The sequence below is a fragment of the Amycolatopsis sp. NPDC114478 genome, assembly GCF_055633805.1.
Map to the genome: position 1 here is coordinate 211,633 of NZ_JBVKDO010000001.1, position 16,701 is coordinate 228,333.

Genomic DNA, 16,701 nt, shown 5'->3' on the forward strand with positions numbered 1-16,701 from the left:
GCACGAACGGATGGCTGGAAGCGCTCTCAGAGCAGCGAACCAGCGCGCGGCCCGGAAGTCAACGGAAGTCCCGGGACGGCGCCGCCCGCATCGACAGGTCGAGCGGCTCGAGCCGGTCCGCGACGAGCGTGACGACCCCTTCCGCCGCCTGGACGTACCCGCGGACGAGCAGCGCGGCACTCGTGTGGGCGACCAGGCGCTGCCGGCGCCAGAGCCCCGGGGAGACGAGGACGTTGGCCATGCCGGTCTCGTCCTCCAGGTTGAGGAACGTGATCCCGCCCGCGGTCGCCGGGCGCTGGCGGTGGGTGACCGCGCCGCCGACCCGGACGCGCGTCCCGTCCTCGGCCCGCGCGAGCTCGGCCGTCGTGATCGCGCCGCGCGCGACCAGCAGCTCGCGCAGGTACTCGACCGGGTGGCTGTCCGGGGAGACGCCGGTGGCCCACAGGTCCGCCGCGGTGACCTCCAGCCGCGTCATGCCCGGCAGCGCCGGCGCGTCGAGGCCCGGGGCCAGGCCGGGCAGGTGCCCGGGCCGGGTGGCCGCCGCGGCACCGGCGGCCCAGAGGTCCTGGCGCCGGTCGCCGCCGAACGCGCCGGCGGTGGCCAGCGCCTCGACGACGTTCTTCTTCAGCTGGACGCGGCGGGTGAGGTCGCCGACCCCGGCGTATGGGCCGTTCGCGGCACGTTCGGCGACGATTTCGTCGGCGGCGGCGTCGCCCAGGTGCCGGACGCCGGCGAGGCCGAGGCGGAGCGCGACGCCGCCGGTGCTCTCGGCGTCGGGTTCGAGCGTGGCGTGCGCGAGGCTGGCGTTGATGTCCGGTTCGCGGACGCGGACGCCGTGGCGGCGCGCGTCGGCCACCAGGGACTGCGGCGAATAGAACCCCATCGGCTGCGCGCGCAGCAGCCCGGCGCAGAAAGCGGCCGGGTAGTAGCGCTTGAACCACGCGGACGCGTACACGAGCAGCGCGAACGACATCGAATGCGCCTCGGGGAAACCGTAACCGGAGAAAGCGTGGATCTGCTCGAAGATCCGCGTCGCCAGTTCGCGGTCGAGGCCGTTGGCTTCGCAGCCGGCGAAGAACCGCGCCATCAGCGCCTTCATCTTGGCGCTGGACCGCTTGGCACCCATGGCGCGCCGGAGCTGGTCGGCCTCGGCCGGGGTGAAACTCGCGACGTCGACGGCCATCTGCATCACCTGTTCCTGGAACAGCGGCACGCCGAGCGTCCGGTCCAAACTGGACGCGAGCAGCGGGTGCGCGTGCTGCCACTGCTCGTCGCCGCGGCGGCGCCGGATGTACGGGTGCACCGAACCGCCCTGGATCGGGCCGGGCCGGATCAGCGCGACTTCGACGACGAGGTCGTAGAACTCCCTGGGCCGCAACCGCGGCAACGTCGCCAGCTGCGCGCGGGATTCCACTTGGAACACTCCGACGGCGTCGGCTTCGCACAGCATGTCGTAGACCTTCGGGTCGGCGAGGTCGAGCTTGCCGATGTCCACAGTGGATCCGTGGTGTTCGGCGACGAGGTCGAGTGTGTAGTGCAGGGCCGACAGCATGCCGAGGCCGAGCAGGTCGAACTTGACCAGGCCGACGGCCGCGCAGTCGTCCTTGTCCCATTGCAGCACGGAACGGTTCTCCATCGTCGCCCACTCGACGGGGACCACTTCGGACACCGGCTGCTTCGAGATGACCATGCCACCGGAGTGAATGCCCAGGTGGCGAGGAAAATCCTCGATCCGGGCGGCCAGGTCGAGGACCTCTTCGGGGATGTCGCCGGCGGTCTGCTGTCCGGTTCGGCTCCAGCGGTCGACGAGCTTGCTGAAGGCGTCCTGCTGCCCGGGGCTGTGGCCGAGCGCCTTCGCGGCGTCGCGGATCGCCGAGGGCGCGCGGTAGGTGATGACGTTGGCGACCTGCGCGGCGTGGAACCGGCCGTGCTTTTCGTAGACGTACTGGATGGCCTCCTCGCGGCGGTCGGACTCGATGTCGATGTCGATGTCCGGCGGCCCGTCCCGTTCCGGTGCGAGGAAGCGCTCGAAGAGCAGGTTCCACTTCACCGGGTCGGCGTGGCAGATCTCCAGCGCGTAGCAGACCGCGGAGTTCGCCGCGGAGCCGCGGCCCTGGCAGAGGATGTTCGACTCCTTGCAGAACCGGACGATGTCCCACACCACGAGGAAGTAGCCCGGGAAACCGAGCTTTTCGATGATGTCGAGCTCGTGCTCGAGCTGGGCGTAGGCCTCGGGGTTCTCGTCCCGGGTCCCGTAGCGTTTCGCGGCGCCGCGCCAGGTCAGTTCGCACAGGAACGACATTTCGTCGTGCCCGGGCGGCACCGGGAACGGCGGCAGGTCGGGCGCGACGAGCTTCAGGTCGAACGCGACTTCGACGCCGAGGACGGCGGCGCGCCCGACCGCGCCCGGGTAGCGGCGTTCGAAGCGGCGGCGCTGCTCCATCCCGGACCGCAGGAACGCCTGTCCGGACGGCGGCCGCCAGGCTTCGAGGTCCTCGGCCGAGCGCCGCGCCCGGACGGCGGCGACCATGTCGGCCACGACGGCGTCCTCGGGGCGGGCGTAGTGGACGTTGTTCGAGACGACGGTCGGCAGCCGCAGCTCGTCGGCCATCGCGGCGAGGTGGTCGTTGGCGGCGTCGTCGAGGGGCTGCCGGTGGTCGATCAGCTCGACGGCGACGTGCCGCCGCCCGAACCGGTCGGCGAGCCGGCCCAGCTCGGCCCGCGCGGCGGCGGGCCCGTGCGCGGCCAGCGCCCGGCGCACCGGCCCCTTGCGGCACCCGGTGAGCACGACGACGTGCCCGGCCAGCTCGTCGGCGAGCTCGTCGAGGTCGTAGCTGGGCCGGCCCTTTTCGCCGCCGGCGAGCTGCGCGCGCGAGATGACTTTGCAGAGCCGGTGGTAGCCGGCTTGCTGCCGCGCGATCACGAGCAGGTGCGAACCGGCCGGATCGGGTTCGCCGGCCTGCGGCGCGGGCAGGCCGAGGGAGAGCTCGGCCCCGAACCCCACCCGCACGCCGAGCTCCCGCGCGGCGTCGTTGAACCGCACGGCGCCGTAGAGGCCGTCGTGGTCGGTGAGGACGAGGGCGTCGAGCTCGAGCCGCGCGGCCTCCTCGACGAGCGTCTCTGGGTGGGAGGCACCGTCGAGGAAGCTGAAGTTGGAGTGCACGTGCAGCTCGGCGTACGGGGCGCGGATCCGGTCGCCGCCGTCGTCCCGGGCCCGGCGGTTCCGCAGGTCGTCGGGCGCGCCGCCGTACCCTTCGCGTTTGCGCGACCACGCGGGGGCATCGTTGCCGTCGCCGGGAACGGGCGGCCGCCCGGAGGCGATCCGTTCCACTTCGGACCACGGAACGTTCGGATTGTTGAACGCCAAATCGGCTCCCCACAAGGAGTTCGCTGTGGGGAAGCCAGCGACTACTGTTCGAACACACGTACGACTACTGTGGATCGATCCTGTGCCTGGTGGGGCGCTGTGTCAACTCGGCAGTCGCCTCGATCACAAAGGACGGTCAGTCGTAGACGCCCTCGACCGTCCACTGTGGATCTCTGCCCACGGTGACCTTCAGCAGCAGCGCGAGGTCGTCGTGCTCCTCCTCCAGCACCACCTGCATCCGGGCCAGCGGGCGGTCACCCCTCTTCGCGGGCAGGGACGGGTGCACCACCCACGGCCCCGCCGAGCCCAGGACGCGGCGCACCGGGCCGCCGTCGATCGCGATCGTTGCCGGGGGGTACGTCAGCTCGCCGCGGTCCGTGCACGCCACCGGGTCGCCCACCGCGTCCAGCACGCTGGCCGGTGGTGGCTCCGGTGGGACCCGGGCCGGGGACGGCGCTGGGAGGCGGCCCGGCCACGGGCGGTCCTCGACCGCCGGTTTTCGCGGCTCGCCCCACGGGATCAGGCGGACGCGCTCGGCCGGGCCGCGGCCGCCGTCCAGCAGCGGCGTCACCACCGCGTCGGGGCCCAGGAGGCCCTGGATGCGCACCAGGGCGCGGCCCGCGCGTTCGGCCGCGTCGGCGTCGCGGCCCAGCGAACCGAGCTGCAGCTGCAGCGCCTGGCCGCCGACGACCTCCTCGGGATCGAGGCGCAGCCGGATGATGCCGGCGCTGGGCCGGTCGCGCGCGGTCAGCCAGCCTTCGCACTGCCAGCGCACGCGGTCCGCCGTCGCGCGGGCGGTCAGGGGTTCGGCGCAGCGCCAAACGCGTACGCGTTCTTCGCCCGCTTCGGTGACCGCGACGATCGCCAGGCGCGTGCAGGCGAGACCGTGGTTCGCGAGGCCGGCGAAGAAGCGTTCGCCGAGGGTCTTCGCGATGAACGCGGCTTCGTCGACCCGGCTCAGGGGGTGGTCGAACTCCTCGGTGACCGCCAGGTCCGGCGGGAGGGCGCGGCGCAGCGGCGGGCGTTCGGCGAGGCCGCGGGCGAGGCGGTGGGCGGTGATGGCGTCCTTCGGGAACCGGCCGGCGACGTCGCGTTCGGCCAGCGCGGCGAACGCGCCGAGGGTGCGCAGGCCCAGGCGCCGCAGCAGGCCGACGAGCTCGCCGCGGTCGTCGCCCGGCTGGTTCAGCTCGGTGATCGGGAGCGGCGCGAGGAACCCGGGCGTGTCCCCGGCCGGGACGAGGGCCGCGCGGCGGGCGGCGAGCGTCGCGGCGAAGAGGCCGTCGGCGATCCCGACCTGGCATTCGACGCCGGCGCCCGCTCCGACCTCGTTGATGAGGAGCTCGGCGAGCGCTTCCTCGCCGCCGAAGTACCCGGCGGCGCCGGTGACCGGGACGGCGACGATGCCCGGCCGCACGACCTCGACCCCGACGGCCTGCCGTTCGACGGCGGCGGCGACGGGTTCGAAGAGGCGGGCATCGCGGTCGGGATCGTGCTGGTGGACGACGAGCCCGGGACACCGGGACTGGGCATCGCGCCGGCGCATCCCGCGCCCGACGCCGTCGCGGCGAGCGGACGCGGAGCAGGCGACGACGCGGTTGGCGGAGAAGACGGCGGCGGGCGCGAAGGGCGGAGTACCGGCCGCGGCCCCGGCGGCGACGACGGGCCAGTCCGGGCACCACAGCACCAGCAGCCGTGGTGAACCGCTCATCCCGCGAACTGCGGTGGATTCGGTGCCATCACGAGACCGGCACGAACAAGAACAGCCCGCCGGTCAGCGAGCGCGCAAGGCAAGCCACCCCGCCGGCCGCGCGAACCACGGCACCCGCGCCGGTCATCGTGCGACCACCGCGGGAAACCGGCTCACCCGGCCACCTCGGCCAGCCGCCGCTTCCGGGGTTCGCCCGCCGCGACCGCGCCACCCGGCCCCGGCAGCTGCAACGGCATCGACGACGGCCGCACCGCCGCGCCGCGCCCGACGCTCGTCGCCACCACTTCGCGTGTGCGCAAATGACCGTGGCCGTCCGGGGTCAAGCCGTGCCAGCGGCGGCCCGACACCCTCAGCTCCACGTCCGCTCCCGGCCACGGGCCCACCGCCAGCAGCACCGTGCCGCGGTTGCGGACCCGCCCCGCCAGCCGGCGCGCGAGCTGGGGCTGGACGCCGACCGGGCCCAGCACCACCAGGTCGAACCCGTCCACCAGCGCCGACAGCACGCCCGTCAGCTCCGCGCCCGGGTGCGGCACCAGCGCGATCCGCTCCAGGTCGACGCCGAGTTCCGCCGCCGCGGCCAGGCCCAGCTCGGGCAGGCCCGTGACCGCCGCCCAGGAACCTTCGCGGGTGGCCGCCGCCAGCAGCGCCAGCACCAGCGATGTCGCGCCGCGCACCGAGACCGTGCTGCCGCGCTTCAACCCGCCGCCCGGCAGCAACCCGGCCAGCGGCGGCAGCACGGCCAGCACGTCATCGGAAACCGGGGAAGAGCTCAGCTGCGCGGCCGTGCCGACCCCCGGGATCGCCGTGAGCCCGGCCAGCGCGTCCGGCACCGCCACCACCGCCCACCTCCAGCACCACGTACTCGCACCGGAGACACCCGCACCAGGCGGGCGCACCCAGGAGAAAGTTATCGAACACTTGTTCGCATAGTGCGAGACGAGCGGCCCGCTGTCAAGCCGGGGGTCACCCCGCCGGGGCAGGGTCCGCTCCGGCACACTGGCGGCATGACCCGCACGAACCCGGGCATGGACGCCGCCGGCGTCGACACGCTGACCGACGCCGTCCTCACCGCGTCCCGGCTGCTGGTGGCGGTGTCCGTCCGGTCGATCGCCGCGGCCGAAGACGGCCTGACGCTGCCGCAGTTCCGGCTCCTCGTGGTGCTGCACACCCGCGGGCCGCTCAAGCACGCGACGCTCGCCGAGCACCTCGGGGTCACGCCGTCCACGGCCAGCCGGATGGTCGACCGGCTGGTCGCCGCCGGGCTCGTCGACCGGCAGCACAGCCCGGTGTCCCGCCGCGAGATCGTGCTGGACATCACCCGGGAGGGCGCGCGGATCGTCCGGCAGGTGACGACCCGGCGGCGGCGGGAGATCGCCAAGATCGTCGCCCGGATGCCGGTGGAGAGCAGGCAGGGGCTCGTCGACGCGCTGACGGCGTTCGCCGAAGCCGGCGGCGAACCGCCCGCGGCCACGGCACCCGAAGCCAGCTGGGGCTGACGCTCACACCTCGCGGCGCAGGATCCACGCGTGGGCGCCGAGTTGACGCCGAGCGCTCGCTGTGACGCGGATCCCTGTCACGCCGTCCTCGGCCACCTCGTCCAGTCAGTGAAGCGAGAAAAGAGGACGAGATGCGCCGGATCCTGATCGTCGGCGGCGGGTACGCCGGGTTCTACGCCGCCTGGAAGCTGGAAAAGAAACTCCGCCGGAACGAGGCCGAAGTCACCCTCGTCGATCCGCGGCCTTACCTTACCTACCAACCGTTCCTGCCCGAAGTCGTCGCCGGGGCCGTCGAAGCTCGGCACGCCGCCGTGTCGTTGCGGCGGCACCTGCGCCGGACCCGCGTGCTCGCCGGGACCGTCACCGCCATCGACCACGCGCACCGCGTCGTGACCGTGCGGCCGGCCGACGGGGACGCCTTCGAGCTCGGCTACGACATCGTCGTCGTCACCGCCGGGGCCGTCACGCGGAAGCTGCCCGTGCCCGGCGTCGCCGAAGAGGCGATCGGCCTCAAGCACGTCGAAGAGGCCGTCGCGATCCGGGACCGGCTGCTCACCTCGTTCGACCGCGCCGCCGCGCTCCCCGATGGGCCGCAACGGCGGAAGCTGCTCACCGTCACCTTCGTCGGCGGCGGCTTCTCGGGCGTCGAAGGCTTCGGCGAGCTGCTGTCGCTGGCCACCGCGCTGCTCAAGCGCTACCCCGAGCTGCGCCGCGACGAACTCCGGTTCCACCTCATCGAAGCATCGGGCCGCATCCTGCCGGAGGTCACCGACCGGCCCGGGCGCTGGGTCGTGCGCGAGCTGGAACGGCGGGGCGCGCGTGTCCACCTCGACACGCTGGTGACGTCGGCGACCGGCGGGCACGTGACCCTCTCGACCGGCGAGGCGTTCGACTCGGAGCTGATCGTCTGGACCGCGGGCAACGGCGCGAACCCCGTGATCGGCAAGCACACCGACCTCCCGGTCGACGCGCGCGGCCTGGTCGTCGTGCGGCCCGACCTGCGGGTCGAGGGTGTGACCGACGCCTGGGCGGCCGGCGACGACGCCGCGGTGCCCGACCTCGCCTCGCCGGTCCCGGGCGCGCGCACGGTGCCCAATGCGCAGCACGCGTACCGGCAGGGAAAACTGTTGGCCCGCAACATCATCGCCACTTTGCGCGGCCGGACGCCGAAGCCGTACGTGCACCGCAGCCTCGGCTCGATCGCGACGCTCGGCCTCGGCCGCGGCATCTTCCAGTACCGGCGCCTGGTGATCACCGGCCTGCCGGCGTGGCTTGTGCACCGCGGCTACCACGTCCTGGCCGTGCCGAGCTGGGAACGCAAGGTCCGCGTGCTCGCGGTGTGGCTGACGGCGGCGCTGTTCGGACGCGACATCCTGTCGCTGGCTTCGGTGCAGCACCCGCGCGACGCGTTCGTCAGCGGCGGGGCGCGTCCGGACGGGGAAGATCTTCCCGCCCCCTTCAAGGTATAGCCGACCCCGGGGCTTGCGGCAAGGGCGGGGTGATCACCCAGAATGGCCCGCCGTAAGCGATCACCAGGGGAAACGGGGAAATGCCGGATGCGTGTTCTGTTGACGACGTGGGGCTCACGAGGGGACGTCGAGCCGCTGGCCGGGCTGGCGGTGGCCCTGCGGGAGCTGGGCGCGGACGCGGTGGTGTGCGCGCCGCCGGACGACGACTTCGGGCGGCTGCTGGCGCGGGCGGGGGTGCCGCTGGTGCCGCTGGGCCCGACGGTGCACTCGATCGTCGCCAATCCGAAGCCGCCGACGGCCGAAGACGCGTTCAAGCTCGCGCCGCGGCTGGTCGACGCGCGGTTCGAGACGCTCACCGCGGCGGCCGAAGGGTGTGACGCGCTGCTGGCGACGGGCCTGATGCCGGCCGGCGCGCGGGACGTGGCGGACCACCTGGGCCTGCCGTACGTGTTCGCGTGCTTCCACCTGCTCGGGCTGCCGTCGCGGCACTTCCCGCCGGGGGCGCGGCCGGGCACGCCGTCCTCGCCGGACGAGACCGACAACCGGGTGTTGTGGCGGCAGGACGCCGAGCGGGTCGACGCCCTGTACGGCCCGGCCGTGCGCAGCCACCGCGCGGCGCTGGGCCTGCCGCCGGTGGACAACGTCCGCGACTACGTCTTCACCGATCAGCCGTGGCTGGCCGCGGACCCGCTGCTGTGTCCTTCGGAGGGCAAGACCGACCTGGACATCTTCCAGACGGGCGCGTGGATCATGCCCGACGACCGGCCGCTGCCGGACGGGCTCGTAGAGTTCCTCGACGACGGCGAGCCGCCGGTGTACGTCGGCTTCGGCAGCATGGCCGCGTACGCGCCGGAGGGCATCGCGCGGATCGCCATCGAGGCGGGCCGGGCGCGCGGCCGCCGGATCGTGCTGGCCGCCGGCTGGGCGGGCCTGGCCCCGATCGACGACGCCGGTGACTGCTTCGCCGTCGGCGAGGTGAACCAGCAGGCGCTGTTCCGCCGGGTCGCCGCCGTCGTGCACCACGGCGGCGCCGGCACCACCACGACGGCCGCCCGGGCCGGCGCGCCGCAGCTTGTCGTGCCGCGGATCGCGGACCAGCCGCACTGGGCGGCGCGGGTGGCCGAGCTGGGCATCGGCGCGGCGCACCAGGACCCGGCACCGACGGTCGAGTCCCTGTCCGCCGCGCTGGACACGGCGCTCGCCGCGGAAAGCCGGGCGAAGGCCGTGGGCGGCGAGATCCGTCCCGACGGTGCGCTGGTGGCCGCGAAACGGCTCGTCGAACTGGCCGGCTGAGCACCGGGCGGCACTTTCGCCACGAAAGTGCCGCCCCTTCGGCCTCAGCCCGCGAACGGGCTCGCGTCGACCGCGCAGGTCTTGCCCGCCGCCGGGAACGTCCCGGAGATCAGGTAGTCCCGCTTCACCTGCTCGGTGCAGGTGCTCGGCACGTACATCGACGAGTGGCCGTACCCCTCGGTGACGAACACCCGGGCGCGGGCCAGCTCCGCGGCCCCGTCACGCGCGCCCGGCAGCGGCGTCGACGGGTCGTAGCGGTTGTTCAGCACCAGGATCTCCGCCGACGTCGGGCGGTTCCACGGACCCGTGTAGCGGTCGGTGTCCTTCGCCTGCCAGAACGCGCAGCTCATCATGTCCAGCACCGCGATCCGGCCGAAGTACGGCACGCGCTGGTCTTCCGATTCGGCGTACCGGCTGTAGATCGCCGGGTCGGTCGGGACGTCGCTGTCGCTGCACTGGATCGCGTTGAACGCCTCGGTGCGGTTGGATGTGTACGGCTCGCCCGCTTTGAACGCGGCCGCTGTGCGGGGCGCGTCGTACAGGCGCTGCAGCAGGGACGCGATGTCCGGCCAGCCCCGCGAGTCCGACAGGTCCGCGGCCGCGTTGATGATCCCGGAGTACGTCCAGGTTTCGCCGTCCACGGTGATCGGCGCCTGCTTGGCCCGTGCCGTGATGGCCGCCCACTTCGCCTTCGGGTCGCCCGAGGAGAACGCGCACTTCGGGCCGGCTTCCGCGCACAGGCGCAGGAACTGGTCGAACGTCTGCGAGATGCCCGTGGCGACGTCCTGGCGGGTGTCCAGCGGGACGGTCTTGCCGGCGCCGTCGTGGCCGGTGGAGTTGCCCGCGAAGTCCATGGTGCCGTCGAACACCATGGCGCGGATGCGGTTCGGGAACAGGTTGGCGTAGGTGGCGCCGAGCTGGGTTCCGTAGGAAATGCCGTGGTAGGTCAGCTTCGCGTCGCCGACCGCGCGGCGCAGCAGTTCGAGGTCCCGCGCGGTGTTCGCCGTCGAGACGTGTTCGAGGATCGGGCCGGCCTTCGCCGCGCAGCGGTCGGCGAGCTCCTTGGACTTGGCGTAGAAGACGGCGTTGCCGCTCGCGTCGCCGGGCATCTCCGGGAAGGAGCCGAAGAACGACTCCTGTTCGGCGACGGTGTCGAAGCACCGGACGGCGGTGCTGTTCGCGATGCCGCGCGGGTCCCACGAGACGAGGTCGAACCGGGCGCGCAGCTGGTCGGAGAACAGCCACGGCCACTTCCCGCGCTCCCGCAGGCGTTGCAGGCCGGACGCGCCGGGGCCGCCGAAGTTGACGAACAGCGTGCCGATCTTGTGCGTGGGATCGGTGGCGGGCAGCTTGATGAGCGCGAGGTCGATCTTCGCGCCGGCGGGCCGGTCGTAGTCCAGCGGCACGGAAGCGGTGGCGCACTGGAAACCGTCTTCGCAGCCGGTCCAGCTCAGCTTCGGCGTGGGAACGCTGTCGACGGAGGCGGAAGCGACCGCCGGCCCGGCCACGACGGCCATCGAGACACCGAGCGCGACGACGATGCTGCGCACGATGCCTCCCCCAGGAAATCGACGCACGAAGAACCCTTTCGTCGGAGGAGATGATCACCCCCTCAGACGGGTGAGGGGGTGATCGGGTTGGCAGCCGCGCGGAAAAGATCACGGCTGTCGTGCGGTTGTTCGCGCGAAGCCCGGCGAGGGTTCCCGCGCCGACCGTCAGGACGCCGGCCGAAAAGATCCCTGGCGCGGACTTGCACCGTTTAGCTATAGTACTAGGCAACTAGATAAATGGAGTTGTCGATGATCGAATTCCACCTCGACGCCCGGTCGGGGCTCTCGCCGTACCAGCAGCTGGTCCAGCAGGTGCGGCACGCCCTCCGCCTGGGTCTGCTCGCCGAAGGGGACCAGCTCCCGAAGGTCAAGGACGTGGTCGCCTCCCTCGCGATCAACCCCAACACCGTGCTGAAGGCCTACCGCGAACTGGAGCACGACGGCCTCGTCTCGGCCCGGCCCGGCGTCGGCACCTTCGTCACCGCGACGCTCAACGGCGGCACCTCCTTCGCCGTGCTCGGGTCGCTGCGGCAGGACCTGCGGCGGTGGCTGGGCAAGGCCCGCAAGGCCGGTCTCGACGAAGAGAGCATCGAGGCCCTGCTGATGTCCACGTTTCGCGACTCCGCCAGAGAGGACATAGCGTGACCGTCCTGCGAGCCCAGGGGCTGGGCAAGAAGTACAAGCGCAAGCAGGCGCTGACCGGCTGCACGCTCGAGATCGAAGCCGGTCACGTCACCGGGCTCGTCGGCCCCAACGGTGCCGGGAAGTCCACCCTGCTGAACATCGCGTCCGGCATGCTGGAGCCGACGACCGGCAGCATCGAAGTCTGCGGCGGCGTCCCCGGCAGCGGGCCGGACCAGCTGGCGAAGGTCGGGTACGTCGCCCAGAGCACGCCCGTCTACACCGGGCTGACCATCGAGGAGCACCTGCGGCTCGGCGCGCACCTCAACCCGCGCTGGGACACCGCCCTCGCCGCGAAGCGGATCGAACGGCTGGGGCTCGACCCGAAGCAGCACGCCGGGAAGCTGTCCGGTGGCCAGCGCGCGCAGCTCGCGCTCACCCTCGGCATCGCCAAGCGGCCCGAGCTGCTGCTGCTCGACGAACCGGTCGCCGCGCTGGATCCGTTGGCACGCCGGGAGTTCCTGCAGGACCTCATGGAAGCCGTCGCCGAGCACGGGCTGTCCGTCGTCATGTCCTCGCACCTGGTCAACGACCTGGAACGCGTCTGCGACCACCTCGTCGTGCTGGTGGACTCGCAGGTCCGGGTGATCGGCGAGGTCGAAGAGCTGCTGGCCACGCACCACCGGCTGTCGGGGCCGCGCCGCGACGTCGGCACGCTGCCGGCGGACCAGCTCGTCGTCTCCGAGAAGCACACCGACCGCCAGACCACCGTGCTCGTCCGCACCGAGGCGCCGATCCTCGATCCCGCGTGGACGGTCGCGCGGATCGGCCTCGAGGACCTCGTCCTCGAATACATGAGCAACCCCGCCGCCGCCCGTCCCGCCCTGGAGGTCCTCCGATGACCTGGCTGACCTGGCGCCAGTTCCGCACGTCGGCGCTGTCCCTCTTCGCCGCGCTGGTCCTGATCGGCGTCGCGCTCGCGATCACCGGCCCGGACCTGGTCGGGCGCACCGACTTCTCCGACGAGGACGCCCTCTTCGCGGGCACGATCCTGGTGCTGTACCTGCTGCCCGCCGTGATCGGCGTCTTCTGGGGCGTCCCGATGATCACGCGCGAGCTGGAGACCGGGACGCACAGCCTGGTCTGGAACCAGACCGTCACGCGCAAGCGGTGGCTCGCCACCAAGCTCGGCTACGGCCTGCTCGCCGCGGTGGTCGCGGGCGGCCTGCTCGGCTGGGCGGTGTCGTGGTGGGCGAGCCCGATCGACGCGCTCGCGGCCGCGCAGACCGACCGCGGCATGCTTTCGCGCATGGCGCCGGTGGTTTTCGGCGCGCGTGGCATCGTCCCGATCGGCTACGCGGCCTTCGCCCTCGCGCTCGGCGTCGCGGTCGGGATGCTGCTGAAGCGGACCGTGGCTGCCATGGCCGTCACGCTCGTCGCGCTCGCCGCCGTGCTGCTCCTGGTGCCGAACTTCGTGCGGCCCCACCTGCTGCCGCCGCAGACCGAGACGGTCGCGATCACCGGCGAGAACATCACGAACATCACCGGCGACGCAAACGGCGTGCGGGAGATCGGCGTGCGGAACCCGCCCGGCGCGTGGGTGCTGACGAACGAAACGGTCGACCCGGCCGGGAACCTGGCCGTCCCGCTGCCGGACTTCGTGCGGAACTGCCTGCCGGGGCCGGGCGGCCCCATCCCGGAACGCGGCAACGTCCAGGAGTGCATGGCGCAGCTGGGCGCGCACGGCTACCAGCAGCGCCTGACCTACCAGCCGGGTTCGCGGTTCTGGCCGCTGCAGTGGCTCGAACTCGCGCTCTACCTCGCGATGACCGCCCTGCTCACCTGGTTCTGCTTCCGTCGCGTCCGCCACCTGTCCTGACTCCGGTTCCTGGGGGAATCATGCGCACCCTCGCGGTAGCCACCGCTTTGACCCTCCGCCCGACCGGCCACGAGCCCGTCGGCGTCAGCACACTGTCCCTTGTGGACGGATCACGGCCCGATCCCTGGGTGCCCACGGTGCCCTACCGGGAGCTGATGGTCTCCGTCTTCTACCCGGCGACGTCGGCGAACGGGCCCACGAAGCAGTACATGACGCCGCTGGAGTCCGAGCGCAACCTCGAACGGGACAACGTCCCCGGGCTGGACGCAGCCGCGGGCCGTCCTCACGGCGCTGGCCGAGGAGCTCGCCAGCCGCGGCTACGCGGTGGCGGCGATCGACCACACCTACGAGAACCGGGCCACGACCTTCCCCGACGGTCACGTCACCGGCTGCGCCGCCTGCGAAGTCGACGACCAGCCCGGGACCTGGGAAGGTCGCGCAGGTGCGGTCGAAGGACACGTCGTTTGTGCTCGACTCGCTGCTGCGCTCGAAGAAGTGGGGCGCGCTGATCGACCCGGCGCGGATCGGCATGACCGGGCACTCCGCGGGTGGCGCGGTCACGACGCAGGCGATGCTGGCCGACCCGCGCATCCGGGCCGGGGCCGACATCGACGGGAGCATCCACGTCCCGCTCCCGGCGTCCGGGCTGGCCCGGCCGTTCCTGTTCCTGGGCAGCATGGACGACTACACGCCGGGCCAGCCGGGCCCGTACGACGACTGGGAGACCGACTGGACGCACCTCACCGGGTGGAAGCGCTGGCTCATGGTGTCCGGCACGGTGCACGGCTCGTTCACCGATCTCGCGGAACTACGTAAGCGCTTTCTTCGACCGGAACCTGCGGTGCCGGCCCCAGCCGCTGCTGGCCGCGCCGTCGCCCGCCTACCCAGAAGTGACGTTCATCGGATGAAGACGACGATCCTGACCGCGACATGACGCTTTCCCTGCCGGCGCCGACCGGGGACCGGCCGGTGGGCAGCACGCCGGTGTACCTAAAGGACACCTCGCGGGCGGACCCCTGGGTGCCGTCGGTGCCCTACCGGGAGTTGATGGTCACGCTGTTCTACCCGGCGGCGTCCGCGCACGGGCCGAAGGCGCAGTACCTGACGTCGGCCGAATCCGCGGCACTGCTGCAGGACAGCGGTTTGGACGTGCCGCCGGACCTGCTCACCGGGGTGGTGACCCACTCGGCGGCCGGTGCCCGGCCGGCCGGGCACCACCTGCCCCTGGTGGTGCTTTCGCCCGGCTACACCAAGCCTCGCGCCACGCTCACCGCGCTGGCCGAGGACCTGGCGAGCCACGGGTACGCCGTCGCGCTCGTCGGCCACACCTACGAGAACACCGGCACGAGCTTCCCCGACGGGCACTTCGCCGGGTGCGCGTCCTGCGAGGTGCCGCACGACAGCGCGTTCTGGACGAAGCGGGAACTGGGCCGGCCCGCCGACGTGTCGTTCGTACTGGACTTCCTGAAGCACTCGCGGTGGGCGTCGCTGATCGACGCGTCGCGGATCGGCATGGCCGGGCACTCCATCGGCGGCGCGAGCACGATCCCCGCGATGGTCGCCGACCCCCGGATCCGCGCCGGGATCGACATCGACGGACGCACGGAGGTCCCGCTCACCGCACCCGGGCTGGCGCGGCCGTTCATGTTCGTCAACCACGAGCAGACGCCGAGGTGCGCGCCGGGCAACGTGGAGTGGGAACGGGACTGGGCGCGGATGACGGGGTGGAAGCGCTGGGTCGAGGTGGCGGGCACGCTGCACGCGTCCTTCACCGACGTGGGCCTGATCGGGGACCGGCTAGGGGTCGACACGGGCGCGACGACGAGCGCCGCGCGGACGCAGGAGATCACGCGGATGTACGTGAACGCGTTCTTCGACCAGCACGTGCGGGGCGAGCCGCGGCCGGTGCTCGACACACCGGGCTACCCGGAAGTCTCGTTCTGCCGCTAGGGGGACGGCGGAAGCGGCACGCGTTGGGGGTGTGCCGCTTCCGCCTGCCTACGCCGAGACGGGTTCCAGCGCTTCACCGGCTGGACGCGGCTCGGCCGTCGGAGCCGGCTCGCCGCGGCCGAGAAAGGAGCCGCTGCTCGACGTCTTGCTGGGAGCCGCCGGTCTGGCGGCGACGCTGCTCAGCCTGGTCCTGATCGCCGTCGCGCTGAGCCGGACGTTCTGGCCGGCGACGTGGCTCACCACGTTCCTGTAGCGCTCAGAGCTTGCCGCCCGCGACCGGTGGCATGTCCGGTGCGTCCTCGACCCCGGTCGCGGCCTCGCGGTACAGGTGGTTCTCGACCTCGAAGAGGTTGTCCGCGGCGCGCTCGACGACCGTGAGCAGCGTGGACATCTGGGCGACCTCTTCGACCTGCTCCTTGAGGAACCAGGCCACGAACTGCTCGCCGAGGTAGTCCTCCTCCAGCCGCGCGGCCTTCGCCATGGCCTCGATGTCGGCGGTCACCGCCCGCTCCTGGTCGAGGGCGACCTCGATCGCCTCGTGCGCGCTGGAGAAGTCGTTGCGGACGTCGCCGCTGCCGGGGACGGCCACCGGCTGGTCCCGGTCGAGCAGGTACTGGACCATGGCGAGCGCGTGGTTGCGTTCCTCGATCGACTGCCGGTAGAAGCGTTTCGCCAGCCTCGGCAGGTCACGGGCGTCGAACCAGACGGCGAGGGCGATGTACTGCTGCGCGGCGGTGAACTCGTGCCGGATCTGCGCCTGCAGGAGCTCGGAGAACTTCGAACGCTGGGTATCGGCCATGCCCCACAAGGTACGCGCGCGGGCTACGAGCGGCGCGCTCCCCGGACGCTGTCCTTGACGGCGTCGAGCAGCTCGTTCCGGGCCGCGTTCAGGGCCCGGTACTCCGGCTTTCCGGGGTTGATCAGCTCGTGCCACAGGGAAATGACCGCGGCGCTGCGGTCCTCCAGCTCGTGCGCCCGGGCGATCACCGCCGGCGTCCCGATCACTTCCAGCATCGCGACCTGTTCCCGCAGGCCCGCGAGCGCCTCGGCGCCGGCCTGGTACCTCGACCGGCGGTCGCCCTCGTCGGTGAGCACCTGGTACCGGAACGCGGTGATCCGCCCGAAGTACCGGGTGATCTCCAGGTAGGCGTCCCGGATGTCGCGGTCCCACTGGCGCCGGTCCTCCCGGTTCAGCCGCCGGCGATCGCTCAGCGAGGTCGCGAGGAACGCGATCACCGCGCCCGCGAGCAGGAAGCCCCCGGCGATCACCGGAACACCCCACCACGGCGCGGAACCCGGTGCGGCTGGGGCGAGGGCGGCGGGCACCGGCGAGAGCATGCCGGCACGATACCGGGGAAAGGCGGCAAA

At 72.4% G+C, this 16,701-nt stretch carries 15 protein-coding genes; 9 read left to right on the forward strand and 6 right to left on the reverse strand.

Going from position 1 to position 16,701, the window contains the following annotated elements; translation table 11 throughout:
• Positions 1-58 precede the first annotated feature (58 nt).
• The 3 genes from ACZ7OH_RS01060 to ACZ7OH_RS01070 form a co-directional block, all read right to left on the reverse strand.
• Positions 59-3,367 (reverse strand): error-prone DNA polymerase, encoded by a 3,309-nt coding sequence (locus tag ACZ7OH_RS01060; RefSeq protein ID WP_470279002.1) that lies wholly within the window; start codon positions 3,365-3,367, stop codon positions 59-61.
• 136 nt (positions 3,368-3,503) lie between these two features.
• The gene (locus ACZ7OH_RS01065; protein WP_470279003.1) at positions 3,504-5,075 is read right to left on the reverse strand and encodes a DNA polymerase Y family protein; all 1,572 of its coding nucleotides are present in this window, start codon (positions 5,073-5,075) and stop codon (positions 3,504-3,506) included.
• A 152-nt stretch (positions 5,076-5,227) separates the two neighbouring features.
• Positions 5,228-5,911 (reverse strand): hypothetical protein, encoded by a 684-nt coding sequence (locus ACZ7OH_RS01070; RefSeq protein WP_470279004.1) that lies wholly within the window; start codon positions 5,909-5,911, stop codon positions 5,228-5,230.
• A 168-nt stretch (positions 5,912-6,079) separates the two neighbouring features.
• On the opposite strand from ACZ7OH_RS01070, the gene ACZ7OH_RS01075 reads away from it, so the two are divergent.
• The 3 genes from ACZ7OH_RS01075 (at position 6,080) to ACZ7OH_RS01085 (ending at position 9,333) form a co-directional block, all read left to right on the forward strand.
• Complete coding sequence (locus ACZ7OH_RS01075) at positions 6,080-6,571, forward strand: MarR family winged helix-turn-helix transcriptional regulator (RefSeq protein ID WP_470279005.1); 492 nt, start codon at positions 6,080-6,082, stop codon at positions 6,569-6,571.
• Positions 6,572-6,702: 131 nt separating this feature from the next.
• The gene (locus ACZ7OH_RS01080) at positions 6,703-8,040 is read left to right on the forward strand and encodes an NAD(P)/FAD-dependent oxidoreductase (protein WP_470279006.1); all 1,338 of its coding nucleotides are present in this window, start codon (positions 6,703-6,705) and stop codon (positions 8,038-8,040) included.
• 87 nt (positions 8,041-8,127) lie between these two features.
• Positions 8,128-9,333 carry a glycosyltransferase gene (locus ACZ7OH_RS01085; protein WP_470279007.1) on the forward strand — a complete coding sequence of 402 codons (1,206 nt, stop codon included), beginning with the start codon at positions 8,128-8,130 and terminating at the stop codon, positions 9,331-9,333.
• A gap of 44 nt (positions 9,334-9,377) precedes the next feature.
• On the opposite strand, the gene ACZ7OH_RS01090 is transcribed toward ACZ7OH_RS01085, so the two are convergent.
• Positions 9,378-10,883 carry an alpha/beta hydrolase gene (locus ACZ7OH_RS01090; RefSeq protein ID WP_470279008.1) on the reverse strand — a complete coding sequence of 502 codons (1,506 nt, stop codon included), beginning with the start codon at positions 10,881-10,883 and terminating at the stop codon, positions 9,378-9,380.
• Between the two features lie 249 nt (positions 10,884-11,132).
• Here ACZ7OH_RS01090 and ACZ7OH_RS01095 point away from each other — a divergent pair, with 249 nt between their 5' ends.
• The 6 genes from ACZ7OH_RS01095 to ACZ7OH_RS01120 all read left to right on the forward strand — a co-directional run bounded on the left by ACZ7OH_RS01095 (position 11,133) and on the right by ACZ7OH_RS01120 (position 15,586).
• Positions 11,133-11,528, forward strand: a complete 396-nt coding sequence (locus ACZ7OH_RS01095) for a GntR family transcriptional regulator (protein ID WP_400878524.1) — start codon at positions 11,133-11,135, stop codon at positions 11,526-11,528.
• Entirely contained in the window at positions 11,525-12,406 is an 882-nt protein-coding gene (locus ACZ7OH_RS01100; protein WP_470279009.1) for an ABC transporter ATP-binding protein, read from the forward strand. The genes ACZ7OH_RS01095 and ACZ7OH_RS01100 overlap by 4 nt, the downstream gene beginning before the upstream one ends.
• On the forward strand, positions 12,403-13,383 hold the full coding sequence (locus ACZ7OH_RS01105; RefSeq protein WP_470279010.1) for a transporter: 981 nt from the start codon (positions 12,403-12,405) through the stop codon (positions 13,381-13,383). The genes ACZ7OH_RS01100 and ACZ7OH_RS01105 overlap by 4 nt, the downstream gene beginning before the upstream one ends.
• A gap of 442 nt (positions 13,384-13,825) precedes the next feature.
• Positions 13,826-14,317 (forward strand): alpha/beta hydrolase, encoded by a 492-nt coding sequence (locus ACZ7OH_RS01110; protein ID WP_470279011.1) that lies wholly within the window; start codon positions 13,826-13,828, stop codon positions 14,315-14,317.
• Positions 14,314-15,333, forward strand: coding sequence for an alpha/beta hydrolase family protein (locus ACZ7OH_RS01115; RefSeq protein WP_470279012.1), 1,020 nt, complete (start codon positions 14,314-14,316; stop codon positions 15,331-15,333). The genes ACZ7OH_RS01110 and ACZ7OH_RS01115 overlap by 4 nt, the downstream gene beginning before the upstream one ends.
• 31 nt (positions 15,334-15,364) lie before the next feature.
• A complete protein-coding gene (locus ACZ7OH_RS01120) occupies positions 15,365-15,586 on the forward strand; it encodes a hypothetical protein (RefSeq protein ID WP_470279013.1) in 222 nt (73 codons plus the stop codon).
• Between the two features lie 3 nt (positions 15,587-15,589).
• Here ACZ7OH_RS01120 and ACZ7OH_RS01125 read toward each other — a convergent pair whose 3' ends face one another.
• Positions 15,590-16,132: a ferritin gene (locus tag ACZ7OH_RS01125; RefSeq protein ID WP_470279014.1), complete on the reverse strand. Its 543-nt coding sequence runs from the start codon at positions 16,130-16,132 to the stop codon at positions 15,590-15,592.
• Between the two features lie 23 nt (positions 16,133-16,155).
• Positions 16,156-16,671, reverse strand: coding sequence for a hypothetical protein (locus tag ACZ7OH_RS01130; RefSeq protein ID WP_400893553.1), 516 nt, complete (start codon positions 16,669-16,671; stop codon positions 16,156-16,158).
• Positions 16,672-16,701 lie beyond the last annotated feature (30 nt).